This window comes from Aeribacillus sp. FSL M8-0254 (assembly GCF_038008845.1).
GTDB classification, from domain to species: Bacteria; Bacillota; Bacilli; order Bacillales; family Aeribacillaceae; genus Aeribacillus; species Aeribacillus composti.
Genome location: NZ_JBBOZY010000001.1, coordinates 182,501 through 203,825, shown reverse-complemented (window position 1 = coordinate 203,825; position 21,325 = coordinate 182,501). Strand labels below are relative to the sequence as shown.

11 protein-coding genes, 9 tRNA genes, 2 rRNA genes and 1 pseudogene (1 of these 23 only partly in view) are annotated in these 21,325 nt (G+C 40.6%); 2 read left to right on the top strand and 21 right to left on the bottom strand.

Annotation, left to right across the window (positions count from 1 at the left end):
* Positions 1 to 216: 216 nt before the first annotated feature.
* Positions 217 to 441: pseudogene (locus tag NSQ44_RS18910) on the bottom strand (YbfB/YjiJ family MFS transporter); the annotation flags it as partial.
* 865 nt (positions 442 to 1,306) lie between these two features.
* The gene (locus tag NSQ44_RS01090; RefSeq protein WP_063386490.1) at positions 1,307 to 2,392 is read right to left on the bottom strand and encodes an NAD(P)H-dependent flavin oxidoreductase; all 1,086 of its coding nucleotides are present in this window, start codon (positions 2,390 to 2,392) and stop codon (positions 1,307 to 1,309) included.
* 398 nt (positions 2,393 to 2,790) lie between these two features.
* Between NSQ44_RS01090 and NSQ44_RS01085 the strand changes: the two genes are divergently transcribed.
* A complete protein-coding gene (locus NSQ44_RS01085) occupies positions 2,791 to 3,633 on the top strand; it encodes a LysR family transcriptional regulator (protein ID WP_340854506.1) in 843 nt (280 codons plus the stop codon).
* A gap of 1,350 nt (positions 3,634 to 4,983) precedes the next feature.
* Here the strand turns inward: NSQ44_RS01085 and NSQ44_RS01080 are convergent.
* The 7 genes from NSQ44_RS01080 to sigW form a co-directional block, all read right to left on the bottom strand.
* Complete coding sequence (locus tag NSQ44_RS01080; RefSeq protein ID WP_094244904.1) at positions 4,984 to 5,625, bottom strand: LysE family transporter; 642 nt, start codon at positions 5,623 to 5,625, stop codon at positions 4,984 to 4,986.
* A 1,768-nt stretch (positions 5,626 to 7,393) separates the two neighbouring features.
* Positions 7,394 to 9,196, bottom strand: a complete 1,803-nt coding sequence (gene glmS / locus NSQ44_RS01075; RefSeq protein WP_340854504.1) for a glutamine--fructose-6-phosphate transaminase (isomerizing) — start codon at positions 9,194 to 9,196, stop codon at positions 7,394 to 7,396.
* A 1,237-nt stretch (positions 9,197 to 10,433) separates the two neighbouring features.
* On the bottom strand, positions 10,434 to 11,780 hold the full coding sequence (gene glmM / locus NSQ44_RS01070) for a phosphoglucosamine mutase (RefSeq protein WP_340854502.1): 1,347 nt from the start codon (positions 11,778 to 11,780) through the stop codon (positions 10,434 to 10,436).
* A 29-nt stretch (positions 11,781 to 11,809) separates the two neighbouring features.
* The gene (locus NSQ44_RS01065; RefSeq protein WP_340854499.1) at positions 11,810 to 13,168 is read right to left on the bottom strand and encodes a CdaR family protein; all 1,359 of its coding nucleotides are present in this window, start codon (positions 13,166 to 13,168) and stop codon (positions 11,810 to 11,812) included.
* Positions 13,161 to 13,979: a diadenylate cyclase CdaA gene (gene cdaA, locus NSQ44_RS01060; RefSeq protein ID WP_340854497.1), complete on the bottom strand. Its 819-nt coding sequence runs from the start codon at positions 13,977 to 13,979 to the stop codon at positions 13,161 to 13,163. The genes NSQ44_RS01065 and cdaA overlap by 8 nt, the downstream gene beginning before the upstream one ends.
* Positions 13,980 to 14,135: 156 nt before the next feature.
* Positions 14,136 to 14,738 (bottom strand): anti-sigma factor family protein, encoded by a 603-nt coding sequence (locus NSQ44_RS01055; protein WP_063388713.1) that lies wholly within the window; start codon positions 14,736 to 14,738, stop codon positions 14,136 to 14,138.
* A 14-nt stretch (positions 14,739 to 14,752) separates the two neighbouring features.
* Entirely contained in the window at positions 14,753 to 15,316 is a 564-nt protein-coding gene (gene sigW / locus NSQ44_RS01050) for an RNA polymerase sigma factor SigW (RefSeq protein WP_340854496.1), read from the bottom strand.
* Positions 15,317 to 15,620: 304 nt separating this feature from the next.
* Here sigW and NSQ44_RS01045 point away from each other — a divergent pair, with 304 nt between their 5' ends.
* Complete coding sequence (locus tag NSQ44_RS01045) at positions 15,621 to 16,406, top strand: MerR family transcriptional regulator (protein WP_340854493.1); 786 nt, start codon at positions 15,621 to 15,623, stop codon at positions 16,404 to 16,406.
* 78 nt (positions 16,407 to 16,484) lie between these two features.
* On the opposite strand, the gene NSQ44_RS01040 is transcribed toward NSQ44_RS01045, so the two are convergent.
* From NSQ44_RS01040 to NSQ44_RS00985, 12 genes are all read right to left on the bottom strand, one after another.
* A complete protein-coding gene (locus NSQ44_RS01040) occupies positions 16,485 to 16,703 on the bottom strand; it encodes a tautomerase family protein (protein ID WP_066251730.1) in 219 nt (72 codons plus the stop codon).
* Between the two features lie 1,207 nt (positions 16,704 to 17,910).
* Positions 17,911 to 17,982: transfer RNA gene (locus NSQ44_RS01035), tRNA-Gly, on the bottom strand.
* A gap of 5 nt (positions 17,983 to 17,987) precedes the next feature.
* Positions 17,988 to 18,063, bottom strand: a tRNA-Lys gene (locus NSQ44_RS01030).
* 355 nt (positions 18,064 to 18,418) lie between these two features.
* Positions 18,419 to 18,493 (bottom strand) — tRNA-Gln (locus NSQ44_RS01025).
* Positions 18,494 to 18,601: 108 nt separating this feature from the next.
* A tRNA-Tyr gene (locus NSQ44_RS01020) sits at positions 18,602 to 18,686 on the bottom strand.
* A 12-nt stretch (positions 18,687 to 18,698) separates the two neighbouring features.
* Positions 18,699 to 18,771 (bottom strand) — tRNA-Thr (locus NSQ44_RS01015).
* Positions 18,772 to 18,866: 95 nt separating this feature from the next.
* A tRNA-Val gene (locus NSQ44_RS01010) sits at positions 18,867 to 18,942 on the bottom strand.
* 1 nt (position 18,943) lies between these two features.
* A tRNA-Glu gene (locus tag NSQ44_RS01005) sits at positions 18,944 to 19,018 on the bottom strand.
* A gap of 88 nt (positions 19,019 to 19,106) precedes the next feature.
* Positions 19,107 to 19,179, bottom strand: a tRNA-Thr gene (locus NSQ44_RS01000).
* Between the two features lies 1 nt (position 19,180).
* Positions 19,181 to 19,255 (bottom strand) — tRNA-Asn (locus NSQ44_RS00995).
* Between the two features lie 125 nt (positions 19,256 to 19,380).
* A 5S ribosomal RNA gene (gene rrf / locus NSQ44_RS00990) occupies positions 19,381 to 19,496 on the bottom strand.
* Positions 19,497 to 19,591: 95 nt separating this feature from the next.
* Positions 19,592 to 21,325 (bottom strand): 23S ribosomal RNA (locus NSQ44_RS00985); it runs 1,235 nt beyond the window's last position.

Sequence of the window (21,325 nt, the reverse complement as noted above, 5' to 3'; positions counted from 1 at the left end):
CTGGAAGAAATATGGTACAAGCGGCAGCGGAAAATCTTATTATTCAGAATAGTCCGAAATGATAGCCCTCGGAAAAGAAATCCAGTTCTTGGGTAGAATAGCGCTTAAAACAACACTTAAACACGCATGCCTGGAAGTTCAAACGTTAGCTGTTTCAAAAGTACAATATATGTCAACGAACAACAGCAGCAAATTAATTGGATATTTAACAGCTGTTTATGGTTTCCACCCGTTTATACTAATGAAGAAAGGAACTAGAATACTACACAAGAAAATCCCAATCCCTACACCACTATAAAACAAACCGTTAAATATTTGCATATTATGCTTTTTCAATACTTGAAGCACTATACTAGAAACTAAGACAAAGACTACACCGCTGCTAAGGCCTGAAAAAAACCTGAACAGGTACCAACATATATTATTTACTGACCATTCCCATGAGCAGAGTCGTAAAAATGTTCAAAGCTAAAAATATCTTTAAATAAATTGATTCATATCTTCTCAAATTAAAAAAGCTAACAAATAAAGTTCCAGCCAAATTTCCAGCCATCGATTTAGTTATATTCAAGTAGGGGAGGATAGGGGTATAAGCAAATCTTCTGATCCCCATTACAATAATCAATGATCGAGTAGGAGGGAGCGATTAACTCCCGTCCTCTCACACCACCGTACGTACGGTTCCGTATACGGCGGTTCAATTAAGATAATTGACGCAAGTCTTTATAACTTCCGTGAATAGCTGTTCTCTTTATGCCAGTGGTCACTCCACCCTCCAAGAGGTCTCCCACGGGATTCACCGCTTCCTCCCTCAAGTGAGGTACTACGTTTCCTGTGTTCATCATGACTCACTGAATGCCAAGGGCTATTCTCTCTTAATTGTTCGGTCCTTCTTAGTAGTTCTAAACCAACTAATACTATGACCTCTGCTGACTTCTGACGGTTCAGCTACTTATCACTAAGTAGGTTATGAAGCGCATTTCACCTATCCGCCAGACCTCCCCGGGTAAGTACATGCACTTTCACACCATCTATCCGCCTCATTTACTCGATATGACCTTCGACAGAAAGAGCTTTGTTTTGTTTGGCAAACTCACTCAATCATACCTAGCCTTATATGAGGTTCGTGTTCCTCGGACCGGTGTTTTGCCTCCAGCTTCCTTCAGATTCCGCGTCACCACGGACACCCTTTCGTTGAGCTAACCTCTACTTCTGTCTTCGGGGTTCGGGACTTACACCCTATAGTTCATGTACATGCCGGGCGCACCAATAATACCGCCGCATAAAGTAAGCCGCGGTTTCATAGTCATCCTTTTATTAATGGGAAGTTACTTATAATTTCTTCTATTTGATTGATGATTGTTTCGATCAGTTCGGCGGCATGCAAATTTTTGCTTAGTCGAGGATTTTGCCCGCACCAAAGCGACATCCACTCTTTATTTTTCTGTTTTGCAGCTTCTGACCGGATATCTTGGGTGAGCATATTTTGAATCGGATAAGCTGGCAAAGCATCTTCATGCTCTTTCATTTTGATGATAAATTCATTTTTTAATCCCCTTGCTGGCTTGCCGCTGAATGCTGAAGTGATTACTGCCTGTTCTTCGGTACCGTTTAATATTGCTTCTTTATGGAGTTCATTTGCTCCGCTTTCTATACAGGTAAGAAAGGCTGTTCCCATTTGAACCGCTTGCGCTCCCAATACAAGAGAAGCTAAAACTCCTCTGCCATCCATGATACCGCCAGCTGCAATAATAGGAATTGAAACATGATCCGCTACTTGCGGAATAAGGGCCATTGTTCCGATCATTGAATCATCAAAGGATCCTGCAAAACTGCCCCTATGCCCCCCAGCGTCACTGCCTTGAACGACAATCATATCCATCCCAGCCTCTTCATTCAATATGGCTTCTTTTACTGTTGTGGCTGTTCCAATTGTGACAATACCATTATTCTTTAATTGATGAATAATTTCTCTCTGAGGAATGCCAAATGTGAAGCTGCAAACGGGTACTTCATATTTTAAAACGATTTGAATTTGTTCATCAAAAACAGAAGTGTTGATTTGCGGAACATCATTCTTTTTTTCGATCCCTAACATTTGGCGGATAGGTTCCAGCAGTTGATTCGCTCTTTCAATTTCTTCTTGAATGACTGCCGGATGTTCAGGAACAAACAGATTGACACCAAATGGTTTTGAAGTCAATTCCTTTATTTTTTGAATATCCGACTCCAATTTTTCCGGCGTCATATAACCCGCCCCTATCATCCCTAGACCACCTGCATTGGATACAGCAGCAACAAGCTCGGGAGTCGTGATCCCTCCCGCCATTCCCGCTTGTATAATCGGAATTTTAATTGATAGTTTGTCTGTTATTTTTGTATGATTCCACATGCCATGTTCCTCCTTGCCTTATATACGTCAAATCTATAGGTTAACAATACAATCATCATAGCTGTTGGCATTCAATTAATAATGCCATTCATACGATTTGGTCAGCAGCAGAAAAACGATCACCCAAAACTTGGTGAAACATCAGTTGCCCGGCTTTTTTATTTCTCTTGTTCCCATCCTTCCATCCTAAAATTCACATTATTGGACTGAAATCATGTTGTTCATTCAAGCTGCCTCTACATTCATCTGAAATTGACTTGTATAAAGATGAAAATTTATTTTTTTAATATTTCGCAAATTGTCTTCTATAAATAGTTTATGACCCCATTTTGATGGTGTAAAATAGAAAAAAATGATAATTGTTGTTATGAATCAATTTGAGTGATGGGGGAGAAATAATGTTTGAGCTACAAGATTTAAGAATCATTGCAGCAATAGCAAAAAATAAGGGGATTACGAAGGCTGCAAAAGAGCTTGGATATGTACAGCCCAATGTTACGGCTAGACTAAATAAATTAGAAAGCTGTTTAGGTTTTCCATTATTTATAAGAACCAAAAAAGAGGTTATTCTCACACCGAACGGCAAAGTCTTTCTTAACTATGCTAATTTGATTTTAAATTTGTGTCGCGAAGTTGAAAAAGCAATGAATAAACTGGCAATCCCCGATGGAGAATTAAACATAGGCTCCATGGAAACAACCTCCTATGTACGTCTTCCCCACATATTAAAACAATATTCAGCTAATTATCCTAACGTAAAAATTAAATTGCAAACCGGTACCACAAAAGAATTAATAGATAAGGTCTTACATCATGATATAGAGGGTGCATTTGTTGCTGGACCTGTTAATCATCCGGATCTTATCGAAAACGTTATTTTTAAAGAAAGACTGGTACTTATCACCAATACTCCTGACAATCCTCTTAAAAACAAGGAATGCACTTTAGTTGTATTTAAAGAAGGGTGTTACTATCGAGAAGTGTTTACCAGAATCATGAACGACTATCATATAACGATTCAAAATGTCATAGAGGTAGACGCCGCACAAGCTATTTTAAATTGTGTTCGTGCAGGAGTTGGAATTTCTTTGATTCCCGAGTCTATGTCAAAATTAACAAAAAGTCTATACACATATCCCATTGATAAGGACTACGTAAACGTAGATACTGTGTTTATCACTCGTAAGTCACTTGCCAAAACATTAGCTTTTAACAAATTTGTTGAACTTTTAACTCTATAAAAATCAAGCAACAAGTTTTTTCAAGAAAATCATAAATGATTGAATTCATAAAATTGCTTTCTTTTCTTTTGTTAAGTGACTCCTTTTCTCTTTCGATTTCAAATTTTTCGATATTTTTTCTTTTTGTCAGATCCAATAACTTTTTTCGTGCTAATTGTTATTTGAAAAACTGTCGAGGACCGTGTTTCACAATCAATGGGGTTTCTGTTTTTCTTCACAGCTGTAAAAAGGCCACATCATGTGGGAGAGGGAACATCTCTTAAATATCTATAGCTTATCAGCCTATTCAAGTAAGCAAAAAATTTTAGATGGATGAAATTCACAAACCTTGCAAAACCTTTTAATTCGAATTTTTAATTAATTGGATCAGCTGTTCATATTTTACAGTGTGATCAACACAACTTTAATTTTGCCTCTGCTCTTTTTGTTTCAAACCTCAAATTTCTTCATTACAGGAATGCTCCTTGAATATGGACGATTAAATATGTCTTGAGGTGCTTAAAATAAAAAAGGAGACTCCCTTAAAAATGAAAGGAAGTCTCCAGTGGTCTGGTGGACTAATGATTGTCATCACTTCATCAGCTTGCTATTGGACTTTATCATGTATCCATGCAAGATATGCTCAGATTTCCAATCAGTGATTATTTTGCTTCTTTTGCTGGTATGCTCTAAGGTTAAAGAATCGCCCAATTGATAAACAAATAAATCCAGATAGCTTTGTAAATTCGCTGTTCGACATGAATGAGATATTCCATTTCAAAGGGAGCGGAACGTCTGAATGTATTTCCGAAAATTACGCAACCGAAACATAGTATTCCTAGTTGATTACTAGATATTATATAGCTTGGATTTTTGTTTTGTCAATAACCAATACGTGTTTTTTTAATGTTGCACAAGCAAAACGCAACAAGCCGAATAATCAATACGTGTTTTTTAAGGGAGAAAATGCACTTCTCCAAAAATACTTGGCGAATCGTATTAAAGTTTGTTTTGCCGGAAGCAATGTATGAGACTCAAAGAGTTAAACACTTATGACTCTTTCTCAATTGTTCAACTTGATCCTTTCATCGCTTCAGGAGATTCTCCTGTGTTTCTATTGCTCTTCCTTGAGCTAATGGGAAATAGAGCTACTGCCGTATCACCGATTTTTTAGATTCAAGTGTTAATGATGTTTTATCGAATGAAACTGAAATTCCTTTATGATTCACCGTTTCATTACCACGAGGAAAGCGTATTTTTCAAATAAAAATATCGTTCCGTGATAGAAGGAAGGACTAAAATTGAAGATGCAGTTTTTTCAATTTCGATCCAATTCGAACCTGTTACACTAATGTCATTATTTATTTGCACCTACCAAAACGGATAGTTCGCTTGTAATGTTATGAGAAATTTATAGAGAAAAGTACAACCGAAACCAAACAACAAAATTCCGGCAATAATCGAAACAGTCATTATTGCTTTTTTATTCATTGCTTTTCGTGTAACCGAAATGATAGTAAGAAGTATAATGTCATGTACCAATATTCCTGATAAGATTCCTAATGCAGTAATAAAAAAATCAGCTGTATTCGCTTGAGAAAATGAATCTGTCAACACTACACCAAAAATTGATATCCAAAAAATTAAATTACTTGGCGAGATTGCAACAAATATACCATTTCGATATGTTTTTCCAATCGATTTATAAGTTGGTTCGCCAATCATTGTCATATCGTGATTTGCATTTTTTATCGAATCATAGGCTAAATAAAATAAAAAAACAGCGCCTAGCAGCCATAATGGAATTTGTATTAAAGGGGCCGATAATAGGGGAGCCAATCCTAAATAAATGGCAATAATTAAAAGAAAATCAACTGTCATCCCGCCTAACCCCACCGCCCAACCATGTAAAAAACCATGTTTAATCCCTTGTTTAGTCATTTCAATTGTGATGGTTCCTATCGGTAAAGCAATCGTTAACCCCATTAAAAAGTATTTCAAATATATTTCCATTTTAATAGCCTCCTAACTTATTTTGAAAATAATTTTTTGTTTATAAGGAACAATTTTTAAAAAATAATATGCCAGACAGGACAAATGGAAAAGTTAACCTTTTTATTCTAATGATACTGACTCGGTAACGTCAATAATTTTGTATAATGCAAGATAAATAAAGTACCTCTGATGGAAATTTAGAATAGAGGGCTGTTTTCTTCACACAATGCGGCTAAATTTTAAGTCTCCTGTACGGTCTTTTTGCAATAATGGTTCATTGCAACATTTACCAAACATTTGCTGAAAGACTTCCTTTGCTTCGGTACTCCTCTCTACTTTTGCTCTGCCCATTTCTCATGAAAGTTTATATCATCAAATATACAACTTTTCCCCGAGATTGCTAAACTGCTCAAATGCCCATCGATTTCAACTATTTCCGAATTTCTTTCGATCGCATTGGTCGTATAATGCACATTCCGACCCCTGCTTGAAAAGTCCATAATATTCAAGTCGTTCCACGATTGCACCTTTCTCGGGAACTTACTTGACCAGTTGGTTCAAAGAAAAATGAAAGAAATAGCAGTTCCTAAAACGTAGGAAGAAAGATGTGATTTTTTTACATTCGACTCAAAGTCGAAGTAAAAAAATGTTCAGACACATCAAGGGTGATCTGCAGATGATCCTTGCAGGAGGGCGAGTTTGGAATTGTGGCAATAGTTCACAGCATCCTGAAAATATGGGTCCGCATTTTCAACTCAGACAAGAATCGAAAAATTAGAAAAGCCAGCGGACAAAAACAACTCATTTTTCTCTACTGGCTTCATTTTAGAATTTATCGGACCGTTCCTGTACTTCTCATTTGCATAATAAGGCCTATTGAAGAATTGCGTTTTTGCTTTTATTACTAGTTGAAAAGGTAATAAAAATCCAAATTATATTTGACATAATATATCAACATTTCACGTTGTTTCTCTGACATTTCATTTAAGCACGCTTCTCGTTAGAGAATCCATGTCAAGCCCTTGATGGATAGATCACATACATATATGTATATTTATTCAAAATTTTGATAAAGATATACTGCAACACTCTGTATTTTTTTCTTGCAGAAAACAAACTAAACTTTTTGAGCTAGTAATAACTTTACAAAAATTTTATAAATCACCGTAAAAAAAAAAAATTAAATGAATTGTTTACTTTTTCCTGACTTTTTAAAGATTTTTACTATATTTTTCTCTTTTCTAAACAAAATAAGATTGAATTGTAAGTTAATAGAAAAGAAAGGAGAAAAGGAGAATGGATGAAAGAGTTTTAGAGGTTCAAAGATGACTGAATAAAACCTATGGCGGTAGAGCTGGTTTTAATGAAGTGACTGAAGACGGAATTACTGGATGGGAAACGGTTTATCGCTTAATCCGGGCACTACAATTGGAAATGACAATTGTTTCTTCCAACGGCAATAAAGGAAACTGTTCTCCAATATCAATGATGAAAATCAGAATATTCAGTTAAATCAAAGTGGTTTCGTTCTAAATCTGTGCTGTTATTCGTTTTAGTTCCCTTTAAACGAGCAGAGCGATCTAGTAAAGGTCGTCTTGAATGTTTAACCAGTGCCAATATCAAAACCTATACCTGAGCCACGATCTACTTTAATCAGCTTTAGATGTTCTTCTTTTGGACATAAAAACACCCCTTTAGACAATCATAATCTAAAGGGGTAAAACTGTGCAATTTTTTATAAACGGTATGACTTTATTCAAAGCCACATATCCACTGCCCAATTGCTTTATTCGACTGTTACGCTTTTGGCTAGGTTGCGTGGTTTGTCGACGTCGCAGCCGCGGTGAAGGGCAGCGTAGTATGCAATGAGCTGCATTGGAATGACGGCAACAAGCGGTGTTAGATCTTCATGAACTTTTGGCAAGATGAAACGGTCATCGTCTTCTTCAAGTCCTTTCATGGAAATAACGCATGGATATGCACCGCGGGCAACAACTTCTTTTACATTTCCGCGAATGCTTAAGTTTACATGCTCTTGGGTTGATAAAGCAATGACCGGTGTTCCGTTCTCAATTAACGCAATGGTTCCATGCTTTAACTCGCCGCCGGCAAATCCTTCCGCTTGAATGTAGGAAATTTCTTTTAATTTGAGCGCGCCTTCTAAGCAGACGTAATAGTCAACGGCACGGCCGATAAAGAAGCAGTTTCGAGCTGTCAAAAGATAGTCTCGGGCAATTTGTTCCATTTCATCCTTTTGGCCGCATAGTGTTTCCATTGCATTCGAAATAATGGCAAGTTCTTGCAATAGGTTAAAATCAAGCTTGATTCCTTTTGTTTCAGCTGCAACAGCTGCTAAAATGGCAAGAACCGCAATTTGTGCTGTATATGCTTTTGTAGACGCAACCGCAATTTCAGGTCCGGCATGAAGCAGCAGCGTATAGTCCGCCTCACGGGAAAGAGTTGAACCCGGAACATTCGTTATAGTTAATGCTTTATGTCCAAGCTCCTTCACTTGAACAAGCACCGCACGGCTGTCTGCCGTTTCTCCGCTTTGTGAAATGAAAATAAACAGCGGATTATTTGATAAAAGCGGCATATTGTATGAAAATTCACTGGCAACGTGCACTTCTGTCGGTACTTTTGCCCATTTTTCGATTAATTGCTTTCCTACAAGCCCTGCGTGATAGCTCGTTCCGCACGCTATAATATAAATGCGGTCCGCTTCATGAACAGCTTGAACAATTTCTTGATCAATTTTTAATTGATCGTGTTCGTCTTGATATTTTTGAATAATTTTACGTATAACAAGCGGTTGTTCATCAATTTCTTTCAACATGTAGTGAGGGTATGTTCCTTTTTCAATGTCGCTTGCATCAAGTTCAGCAGTATATGGAGCGCGTTCTATTACGTCCCCGTTTAAATTTTTGATTGTCACTTGATCACGAGTGACAATAACGATTTCTTTATCCATTAATTCGACAAATTGATTTGTTACTTGCAGCATTGCCATGGCGTCTGAAGCCACAACATTAAAGTCTCCGCCAAGTCCCACAAGAAGAGGGCTTTTGTTTTTCGCAACATAGATCACGTCTCGGTTATGTTCATCTAATAGAGCGATCGCATAAGATCCCTTCAACAAGGATAATGTTTGGCGAAATGCTTCTTCGACACTTAAACCTTTGTTGACAAATTGTTCAATTGTTTGAACAATAACTTCCGTATCCGTTTCACTTTTTAATTCAACATTTTGTAAATACTCACGCTTTACTTGCAAATAGTTTTCAATGACACCGTTATGCACAAGTGTAAAGCGTTTGGATGCACTTTGGTGAGGATGCGCATTTTCTTTGCTAGGCGCTCCATGAGTAGCCCACCGTGTGTGGCCAATTCCGATGGAAGCTGAAACACTTCTATCCACACCTTCACGAAGCTCCGCAATGCGTCCTTTTTCTTTAAATACATATGTTCCTTCTCCGTTTAATACTGCAATACCTGCAGAGTCGTAGCCTCTGTATTCTAATTTTTCCAAACCGCGCAATAAAATTTCCTTGCAGTCTTGTTGTCCGATATATCCTACAATTCCGCACATAGTCTTAGTTTCCTCCCCATTTAAAGGGGACAAAAGAAGCCTGAACAACTGGGGACAGATCTCTTTCCAGCCATCAAAGCTTCTCTGTCCCCTCACACATGTTTTGTAAAATGTATCCCGTTATGTCACAGTCTTTTTGTGCAAAGAGTCGCCTCTTTGTTTTAAGACGTGACTTTACGGCTGTACGGGAAGGCAACCGGGAGGCATCCGCCGAAACTTCGATAAACCTCCTCCTCGTCAACTAAGCAGATGTCCGCTCCTGCTTAGTCCAGGCGCTTTACAATAAAAAATTTTCTAACTGCCCACCTTTCTATTCTAGAATGTGCTAAAACAATTTATATATTACAATATGGAAAAACAGTTCGTCAATTCATTTCTGTCTTTCCATATTGTATTATATGATTTCAAACGCTTTCTCGATACAATGAATATTCAATAAAGAAAGGGAGCTTGCCTCCCCACAACCTCCTGAAAGTAGCCGACATCCGCAAGCTACTTTCAGATAAAAATCGAAAAATAAATCGAGTAGGAGGGAGCGATTAACTCCCGTCCTCTCACACCACCGTACGTACGGTTCCGTATACGGCGGTTCCATTAAGATGATTGACGCAAGTCTTTATAACTTCCGTGAATAGCTGTTCTCTTTATGCCAGTGGTCACTCCACCCTCCAAGAGATCTCCCACGGGATTCACCGCTTCCTCCCTCAAGTGAGGTACTACGTTTTCTGTGTTCATCATGACTCACTGAATGCCAAGGGCTATTCTCTCTTAATTGTTCGGTCCTTCTTAGTTGTTCTAGACCAACTAATACTATGACCTCTGCTGACTTCTGACTGTTCAGCTATCTATCACTAGATAGGTTACCAAGGTTACTTGGCGTGCCAGCCAGACCTCCCCGGGTAAGAGTGTAATCTTTCCTTCCATCCATCTGCTTCATTTACTCTGTATCACCTTCGGCAGAAAGGGCTTTGTTTTGTCTTGCAAACTCACCCAGTGATACCTAGCCTCATATGAAGTTCGTGTTCCGAGAGACCTTAAAGTTTGCCGCTCGCTTCCTTCAGATTCCGCGTCACCACGGACACCCTTGCGTTAAGCTAACTGCTACTTCTGCCTTCGCAGCTCGGGACTTTCACCCTATAGATTACACCCATGCCGGGCGCACAAGCAAGTGGAGAAAAACGCATTGTTTTTCTCCACTTATTTATTTTAGAGACTTACCGGACAGCCCCCGTCTTCATCATTCAACGCCCATTTCCGCTTTGATAACTTCCTCAATTTTTTTCACGTACCTCTGGCATTCATCTTCCGTCGGCGCTTCGGCCATTACACGAACGAGCGGTTCTGTTCCGGAAGGACGTACGAGAATTCTTCCATTTCCGTTCATTTCTTTTTCTACTTCTTCTATAACAGCTTTTACTTTTTCATTTTCCATGACAGCCTGCTTGTCCTGCACCTTTACATTGATCAAAAGCTGCGGGAATTTTTTCATTTCACTCGCAAGTTCAGAGAGCTTTTTGCCTTTTGTCTTCATTATGTTGACAAGCTGAATCGCCGTTAAAAGACCGTCACCCGTCGTATTGTAGTCAAGAAAAATAATATGTCCGGATTGCTCTCCACCTAAATTGTAGTTGTTTTTCTTCATCGCTTCGACAACATAACGATCGCCGACAGCGGTTTGAACGCTTTTTAGTCCATTTGCCTCCAAAGCTTTATAAAAGCCAAGGTTGCTCATAACTGTCGATACAACAGTGTCCCCGTTCAGCATTCCCTGCTCTTTTAAATATTTGGCGCAAATAAACATAATTTGATCCCCATCAACAATTTTTCCGTTCTCATCAATGGCAATCAAACGGTCCCCATCACCGTCAAACGCTAAACCTATATCTGCTTCTTTTTCTTTCACAAATTCCGCTAACGTTTCTGGATGAGTAGACCCAACCCCATCGTTAATATTCAGGCCATTTGGAGATGCACCGATTGTCGAAACATCTGCATCCAAATCGGCAAAAAGATGTGTAGCCAGTGATGATGTGGCTCCGTGCGCACAGTCCAAAGCGATATGGAAACCAGTGAACTCTTCGTCAACCGTCTGTTTTAAATATTGCAAGTATTTTTGTACGCCTTCAAAATAATCGCTCACTTGCCCCAGATCAGAGCCGGTCGGTCTAGGAAGGTTATCTTCTTCTTGATCGAGCAGCGCTTCAATTTCTTCTTCTTGTTCATCGGAAAGCTTAAAACCATCAGGACCGAAAAATTTTATTCCGTTATCTTGAACAGGATTATGCGAAGCGGAGATCATGATGCCTGCTTCGGCTCCTAAAGCCTTTGTCAAATAAGCAACACCTGGTGTGCTAATGACTCCAAGCCTCATTACCTCAGCGCCAATGGAAAGAAGCCCGGCAACTAAAGCCCCCTCAAGCATATGACCTGAAATGCGGGTATCCCGGCCAATCAACACTTTTGGTCTATTTTTATCTTTTGTTAACACGTACCCGCCAAAGCGTCCTATTTTAAACGCTAATTCAGGAGTGAGTTCACTGTTGGCAACTCCTCTTACTCCGTCTGTACCGAAATATTTTCCCATGAATCATCGCTCCTTTTAAAAAATATCACTTAATTTGAAGCTTCTTCAGCAGACTTTCTTTGTTCAGATGGTTCAACTGAATCGTTATGTTTTTCTATTTGATTTCTTCTTTCATTATCTGCTTCTTCCAACGAGTTTTCTTTATTGGACAAGCGAATCTTCACTTTTTTTCTTGATAAAACTGCCGAGAGGTTGTAACGGTTTTTGGCCCCCACATTTACTTCATGTTCTCCTTCATCTAACCCTGCAGCATTTACATACAATTCGATATCGGATTCTTTTACGTTTTTCAAAACACTGTCTTTTCCTCGCAAAACAACATCCAGCTTTCCTGTATCCGGATCAATAAATTCAATCTCCTGACCGTTTCCTAGACCGATGACTTTGATCGGTACCTGTTTAAACGTTTTTTCTTCCTGTTTTTCAATATCTATTTTAACTTGAACTTTATTCGGGACAACGTTTGTCACTCCATCCGGAGCCGGAACATCAGCTTCAACTGTAGCATTTTCTTGGATTTTGCTTAAGTCGATAGATACATCATCAATAGAATTAATTCTCTCTAGAACATCCTTTGGTCCATAAATTGTCACCTGGCTAGGGATCGATTGAATCGATGATATGTTCAGCCCATCAGAAAGCTTTCCTGTTGTTTTGATTTTTAAAGGTACAGATTTCGATTTCGTTGGGCTTTCTACCGGAACTGTTACGGTAACTGCTGACGGTTCGATTGTAACAGGCAGGATGTTCCCATTTGCATCGTATACCGTCACTTTTGACTCCTGTACAACTGTTCCATCAGCACCTTCCAAACTTACTGTTGCTTTCACAACAGCTACAGCATCAACATGCTCTTTTGCGCCTGTAATTTTTACACTGTCCGGTTTAACAATCGGACGCTCCGCAATGTAACCTTCCTCCATCTTGTTTTTATTGATCACATCCACATCGACCGGAAAATTTTCAGATACCTTTTCATGAATACCTACTGTAATGACAGCCGGATCAATGTCAACCTCCAATTGGTCAGACAAGTTTTTATGTTTCAAACGGACGCTGTGCGTGCCAATGGATAAATCCGTTAAATCTGCAAAAATTTCAAAGTCCTTGACTTGTTTTGTTGTAGTGACAATACTTTTTGGCCCTTCAATCGTAACGGTAACGGTTTGGGGAATACCGGTGACAACAAATGCACGGTCATCATAGTATACGTTTACGGGCACATTCGTAATTGTAGCTGTTTCTGTTGTGGATGGCGTCTGAAATATATTGTATTTTTCTTCATTATTTGAAGCAGGCGATTCTATATTCACAGAGGCATATAGCATGAGCGCTAGCAACAATGCAATGATTCGCATAAACCAGTTGCTATTCATTAATTTATCCATTCTTTTTCACCCTCCATTGCCAGCGGCTAGAGGAAACAGCTTTCGTTCGGTTAAACTCTGCCAAGAGCATCTCCTTTAACGTTTCTGGAGTTAAATGTCTATGCAGTTCACCATCCTTGGCAATCGATATACCGCCTGTTTCTTCAGAAACAATAATAGTTATACTATCAGTTACTTCACTAATTCCCACAGCAGCGCGATGGCGTGTGCCGAGCTCCTTCGATATAAACGGACTTTCGGAAAGCGGCAAATAACAAGCAGCAGCGGACACTTGATCTTTTTGTATAATAACTGCACCATCATGCAAAGGGGTATTAGGAATAAAAATATTAATTAAAAGTTCAGCAGAAATATGGGCATTTAGCGGTATACCGGTCTCAACATAATCCTCCATTCCTATTTTTCGTTCAATCGAAATGAGAGCACCGATTCTCCTTTTCGCCATATACTCAACAGCTTTTGCTATTGCTTCGGTCATGTTTGTTTGCCCATCATCTTCCTGGCTAGCTGCCCTTGCAAATAGACGCCCCCTTCCTAATTGCTCAAGGGCTCTGCGAAACTCCGGCTGGAAAATAATGATGATAGCCAAAAAACCCCAAATCAACACTTGGTCCATTAACCACTGCAAAGTATTCAAGCCTAAATATTGGCTTAACACTTTAACGATAATGATTACGATAATTCCTTTTAAAAGCTGAACAGCTTTCGTTCCACGAATCACCATAATCAATTTATAGATAACGAACCAAACGAGGAGAATATCAATGACATCTGTGAGGTAATGCAAAAGAGAAAAATCCCCTAAGGTCATATTGTTTTCCTCCAATAGTTCATCAAATCGCGATTGATCTATTCTAATCAAACTTCTAGGTTTGAAAATCTCTCTAATCAAAATTCCACTTTATTATATCATAACTTTTCCTAAATGCACTTAAACATAAAAATAGACCATCCTACTAAAGATGGCCTATTGTTTAAAAACCTCTGACAGAGTCGATTTTACTTCATACCACAGCCACTCAAACAATTCGTTTATTTCCTCAACCTCTCCGGTAACTTGACCGGCAGAAGCCAAATATTGGTCTCCGTTAATCACCGTTACATTTCCTTCAACTTTTCCTTCTATTTTAATATCACCGTTTTTAACAGTAATATCACCTTTCACCGTTTCTCCTTCAGGCACAATAACAGTACGGTTGTCAACAACCAAATTATCATACTTTGTTACGCTGAATTGGCTTTCTTCATAAGAAGCAAATAAACTTCCAGTCATTAGAATAACAAATAGTGCAGCGGCTGAAAAGAAAGGATGATTTCGGAACCAGCGTCTAGTTGAGACCGTACGCTTTTCTTTTGGCAGTTTTTCTAACACCTTTTGCGTAAAATCTGCCGGTGCTTCAACATGTGAGATACTCTTGACAAACGCTACAGCTTTTTCCAATTCTTGATAATGTGCCTTGCAATCCTCACAGGATTGCAAGTGTTTTTTTAACTCACGACCTTCATCCTCATGCAAATCCCCGTCCAAATACTTATGGATCATCTCCACTACATGCTTAGGACATTTCATCTTACTCACCCCAATCACAAATGCCTTAATTGTTTGCGTAAAGCCTCCCGTCCCCGGTGTATTCTTGTTTTAACTGTTCCGACTGGAAGTTCCAATATCTCTGCGATTTCTTGCAAGGATAGCTCCTCAATATATCTCAATACGATGACTGATCGATATTTATCTGGCAGTTTTAAAATTTCTTTTTGAATCGTTTCTTGCAGTTCAATTGCTTCAACTTCTTTTTCAGGCATTGCAATATCAGATGATACTTGGGAGTACATTGTTAAGCCATCAGTCCCCGCAACTTCTGCATCTAAATAATAGTCCGGTTTCTTTTTCCGAATACGATCAATCGATAAATTGGTTGCAATCCGATAAATCCATGTAGAAAATTTTTTGTTCATATCAAATGAATGGATGTTCATATACACTCTTATAAATGCTTCCTGTGCTATGTCCTCAGCTTCATGGGCGTTTCCCAGCATTCGATAACAAAGTTGAAAAATTTTATCTTTATATAATTCAACAACTTCTGCAAATGCATTTTGGTCGCCTTTTTTAATTTGTTTGATCTTTTTATTTATAAATTCTTCCATTTTTCTACCTCCGCAGTTGCGGGTACATCATGATACGAATTCGTTCCCCAAAGGTTTCATTTTTTTATACATCTATTCTAGCAAATTTTAGGAATTTATGTTTTCATCTGCAAGAAAAATTTTTTCCTTTTGTAGCAAAAACCTTTCTTATTCCCATTTCTGGGCTTTTTATAAAGAAACGTCCAACTTGTCATAATGAAAAATGACATTACAAATTTTTTCAGAGGGGTTGCACCTCACGCCGCGTTAGGTATTATGATCACAATAGGTTTATAAAGATAAGTATTTTGGGGGCGATGTTAAAATGAAGGAAGAGACTTACTTTACGATTGGCGAATTTTCTAAAAAGACGGGAACAACAATCCGAACATTGCATTATTATGATCAAATTGGACTGCTCAAACCGAAAAAAAATCCTCGTTCTGGACACCGATTATACTCTGCTCATGATGTATTGACACTTCAAAAAATAGTCAGTCTTAAATTTTTAGGATACAGTTTAGAACAAATCAAAGAGTTAATGAATGAAACCAACTTCGATTTAAACTTAAAGGAAACTTTACAGTTCCAAAAAGAAGCGCTTGAAGAACGAAAGGAACATATTGAAGAAGTGCTCAAAGCCATTAAACGAATTCTCACGATTTTAGAAGAAGAAAAAGAAGTGGATAGCAATGTTTTAATGAGTCTTATTCAGAGCATACAAACAGAAAAAGAACAGCGCAAATGGTTAGAACATTATACATCAAAAGAAGTAGCTGAAAAGCTTTTTGATCAGCCTGAAGAGGTAATGATCTCCCTTGACAAAGAATACATCCAATTATCCCAAGAAACAAAAAGATTGGCAGGAAGACCTGTCGATGATCCTGAGGTAGAAGCGTTAGTCGAAAAATATATGAAAACAATATTAGAATTTATCGGAAAAGAATTAATTAGTGCTATCGGGAATTTAGATGAAGCTGAAATTAAAACTTTTGAAAATAAATTGCCATCTCCATTTACACAGGAGGAAGAGGAGTGGCTTCAGCAAGTGATGGAACATTATGCGATGAAAGCTGGGTTTCTCCAAGATGAAAATATTGACCGACTTTAGGCAAATGAAAAAACTTCACCTCCCCTTTTCCAATTGGGGAGGTCATTTTTTATCTTTGAATTACAGGATGATGGATATTCATTCAGCTCCCATTTTCCCGAAACCTTCCCCAAATTTTATCGAGTGAAGTGTTCCACCGGAAGCCCAATTATCTCTCTCATATTCATCGAAAACTACTGTAACCCATTCTTCTTTCACGTTTAGTATTTGCGCTGCTGCTTTTGTTATTGCCTCAGTAAACTGCTGTTTCTGTTCTGCGGTTCTTCCTTTAGCCAGCTTTACGTTGATAAAAGGCATCGAATCACAACTCCTTTAAGCCGTTTGAATTTATAAATGGTGTCGAAATTTATTCGTCCTCATCCGGATCTGTGCTATTTCAAAAAATGAAACAAGACAGAAGTTTGTCGATATACTTCGTCACAACACCCGTAAAAACCTTTGCTGGGCAGTCCATTATGCAAAATGTTTTACACAAATCATCCTCTACAGAAACAATCTTCTGGAAAAGAGACTAATTTTTAAAATCAACCAAAAAATCATGGTTCCATTTCGGAACAACCGCATTACCAATCCTAAAAGGAAAAATACAATTCGCCTTCAATGGTATATCCAAATTTAAAAGGCTGTTATGGGACTAAAAAGGAGAATGCTCCTACATATCATTATTTTGAGATTCAAAAGCGAGGATTAGATATAATCGAAGGGATTAGTAACATTTTCAAATCGAGTAGGAGGGAGCGATTAACTCCCGTCCTCTCACACCACCGTACGTACGGTTCCGTATACGGCGGTTCAATTAAGATAATTGACGCAAGTCTTTATAACTTCCGTGAATAGCTGTTCTCTTTATGCCAGTGGTCACTCCACCCTCCAAGAGGTCTCCCACGGGATTCACCGCTTCCTCCCTCAAGTGAGGTACTACGTTTCCTGTGTTCATCATGACTCACTGAATGCCAAGGGCTATTCTCTCTTAATTGTTCGGTCCTTCTTAGTTGTTCTAGACCAACTAATACTATGACCTCTGCTGACTTCTGACGGTTCAGCTACTTATCACTAAGTAGGTTATGAAGAGTATTTCACCTATCCGCCAGACCTCCCCGGGTAAGTACATGCACTTTCACTGGGGCAGCGAAACTACAAAAGCACTGCAAATAGCGCCTCCCCGGGTAAATACATGCACTTTCACACCATCTATCCGCCTCATTTACTCGATATGACCTTCGACAGAAAGAGCTTTGTTTTGTTTGGCAAACTCACTCAATCATACCTAGCCTTATATGAGGTTCGTGTTCCTCGGACCGGTGTTTTGCCTCCAGCTTCCTTCAGATTCCGCGTCACCACGGACACCCTTTCGTTGAGCTAACCTCTACTTCTGTCTTCGGGGTTCGGGACTTACACCCTATAGTTCATGTACATGCCGGGCGCACATAAAAAAAATCCTGACAATTTCTTGTCAGGAATTAAGTTCATCTCATTTTATAAAATTTTCCCTATTGAATTTAAAAGCGGAAGACGGGACTCGAACCCGCGACCCCCACCTTGGCAAGGTGGTGTTCTACCACTGAACTACTTCCGCACAAATGGTGAGCCATGGAGGATTCGAACCTCCGACCCTCTGATTAAAAGTCAGATGCTCTACCGACTGAGCTAATGGCTCATAAAAAAATTTTTTCTTCTAATCCATTTTTCATTTGTCAGATGTCCCTTCCTCTTCCTGATCTTTCGAGGATGTTAGATGCGTCGGGACAACTCGTCGCCTATTCGATGAAGCCTTGCTCGTTGCTCTACCGACTGAGCTAATGGCTCGTAAAAAAATTTTTTTCTTCTAATCCATTTTTCATTTGTCAGATGTCCCTTCCTCTTCCTGATCTTTCGAGGATGCTGGATGCGTTGGGACAACTCGTTGCTTATTCGACGAGGCTTCGCCCTTTGTAAAATCTAGTTAAATCTTACTTTCTATCTAACATTTTTACAAAAAAAAGAACAGACATGAACTGTCTTTTTATAATAAATGGCTGGGCTAGCTGGATTCGAACCAGCGCATCACGGAGTCAAAGTCCGTTGCCTTACCGCTTGGCTATAGCCCAATATCACCATTCATCTCTTGACTAATTATATTGTACCAATAAAAAAATCACTTTATACAACATTTTGTTGTTTAATGTGATTTCAATGTTTCATAACATTCTTCGGCATGGTGGAGGGGGACGGATTCGAACCGCCGAACCCTAAGGGAGCGGATTTACAGTCCGCCGCGTTTAGCCACTTCGCTACCCCTCCGATTATTAAAAATGCCGGCGAGAGGAATCGAACCCCCAACCTACTGATTACAAGTCAGTTGCTCTACCAATTGAGCTACACCGGCGCAATAAATACTTTAGATCACACTCAGTTTTTACCTTTGTTTAAATTGTTATGCCAGCCTCATAAAACTTGCTTAAGAAAAGCTTGTTTAGTACATGGTGGAGGATGACGGGATCGAACCGCCGACCCCTTGCTTGTAAGGCAAGTGCTCTCCCAGCTGAGCTAATCCTCCATGGTGACCCGTACGGGATTCGAACCCGTGTTACCGCCGTGAAAGGGCGGTGTCTTAACCACTTGACCAACGGGCCATTTCATTTTCATAACTTAATGACAACCGACATTTGACATTTTAGCACATGGCATAGATAGAAATCAAGAAAAGATTTGCTTTTGAAAAGCTTCCAACCGGGCTCGAACCGGTGACCTCTTCCTTACCATGGAAGTGCTCTACCAACTGAGCTATGGAAGCATGGCTCCGCAGGCAGGATTCGAACCTGCGACCGTTCGGTTAACAGCCGAATGCTCTACCACTGAGCTACTGCGGAATATTTTAATAAACCATATTTTGGTTCACATACAGCTCAATCAGTATATCAAAATGATTTCAAAAGAATGTACTCTTGTATGGTTCTCTACAATAAGCCCAGCTTTCAAAAAGAATTTAAAGGCAGCCTGGCAGCGTCCTACTCTCGCAAGGGACAAACCCTCACTACCATCGGCGCTGAAGAGCTTAACTTCCGTGTTCGGGATGGGAACGGGTGTGACCTCTTCGCCATTGCCACCAAGCAGCCTTTTCTGTTTTCCTTCCTGTTGTCAAATGACATCGGAATGTCATTCTTTCAAAACTAGATAACGTTTCTTTCACGAATAGATGCTCTTACTTGGTTAAGTCCTCGATCGATTAGTATCCGTCAGCTCCACGTGTCACCACGCTTCCACCTCGGACCTATCTACCTCGTCATCTTCAAGGGATCTTACTCGCTTTTCGCGATGGGAAATCTCATCTTGAGGGGGGCTTCACGCTTAGATGCTTTCAGCGCTTATCCCTTCCGCACATAGCTACCCAGCGGTGCCCCTGGCGGGACAACTGGTACACCAGCGGTGCGTCCATCCCGGTCCTCTCGTACTAAGGACAGCTCCTCTCAAATTTCCTGCGCCCGCGACGGATAGGGACCGAACTGTCTCACGACGTTCTGAACCCAGCTCGCGTACCGCTTTAATGGGCGAACAGCCCAACCCTTGGGACCGACTACAGCCCCAGGATGCGATGAGCCGACATCGAGGTGCCAAACCTCCCCGTCGATGTGGACTCTTGGGGGAGATCAGCCTGTTATCCCCGGGGTAGCTTTTATCCGTTGAGCGATGGCCCTTCCATGCGGAACCACCGGATCACTAAGCCCGACTTTCGTCCCTGCTCGACTTGTAGGTCTCGCAGTCAAGCTCCCTTCTGCCTTTGCACTCTCCGAATGATTTCCAACCATTCTGAGGGAACCTTTGGGCGCCTCCGTTACCTTTTAGGAGGCGACCGCCCCAGTCAAACTGCCCACCTGACACTGTCTCCCGCCCCGATCAGGGGCGCGGGTTAGAATGTCAGTACAGCCAGGGTAGTATCCCACCGTCGCCTCAGCGCAAGCTGGCGCTCACGCGTCTCTGGCTCCTACCTATCCTGTACAAGCTGTACCCACATTCAATATCAGGCTGCAGTAAAGCTCCACGGGGTCTTTCCGTCCTGTCGCGGGTAACCTGCATCTTCACAGGTACTATAATTTCACCGAGTCTCTCGTTGAGACAGTGCCCAGATCGTTACGCCTTTCGTGCGGGTCGGAACTTACCCGACAAGGAATTTCGCTACCTTAGGACCGTTATAGTTACGGCCGCCGTTTACTGGGGCTTCGGTTCGCACCTTCAGCTACAGCTTAAGCGCTCCCCTTAACCTTCCAGCACCGGGCAGGCGTCAGCCCCTATACTTCACCTTACGGTTTCGCAGAGACCTGTGTTTTTGCTAAACAGTCGCCTGGGCCTTTTCACTGCGGCTCATCATGGCTTATCACCTTGATGAGCACCCCTTCTCCCGAAGTTACGGGGTCATTTTGCCGAGTTCCTTAACGAGAGTTCTCTCGCTCACCTTAGGATTCTCTCCTCGCCTACCTGTGTCGGTTTGCGGTACGGGCACCTCTCACCTCGCTAGAGGCTTTTCTTGGCAGTGTGGAATCGGGAACTTCGGTACTTCCTTTCCCTCGCCATCACAGTTCAGCCTTCCGGCAAGCGGATTTGCCTGCTTGCCAGCCTAACTGCTTGGACGCGCACATCCAGCCGCGCGCTTGCCCTATCCTCCTGCGTCCCCCCATTGCTCAAACGGTGAGGAGGTGGTACAGGAATATCAACCTGTTGTCCATCACCTACGCCTTTCGGCCTCGGCTTAGGTCCCGACTAACCCTGAGCGGACGAGCCTTCCTCAGGAAACCTTAGGCTTTCGGCGGAGGGGATTCTCACCCCTCTTTCGCTACTCATACCGGCATTCTCACTTCTAAGCGCTCCACCGGTCCTTCCGGTCCGGCTTCGATGCCCTTAGAACGCTCTCCTACCGCTGACACCAACGGTGTCAACCCGCAGCT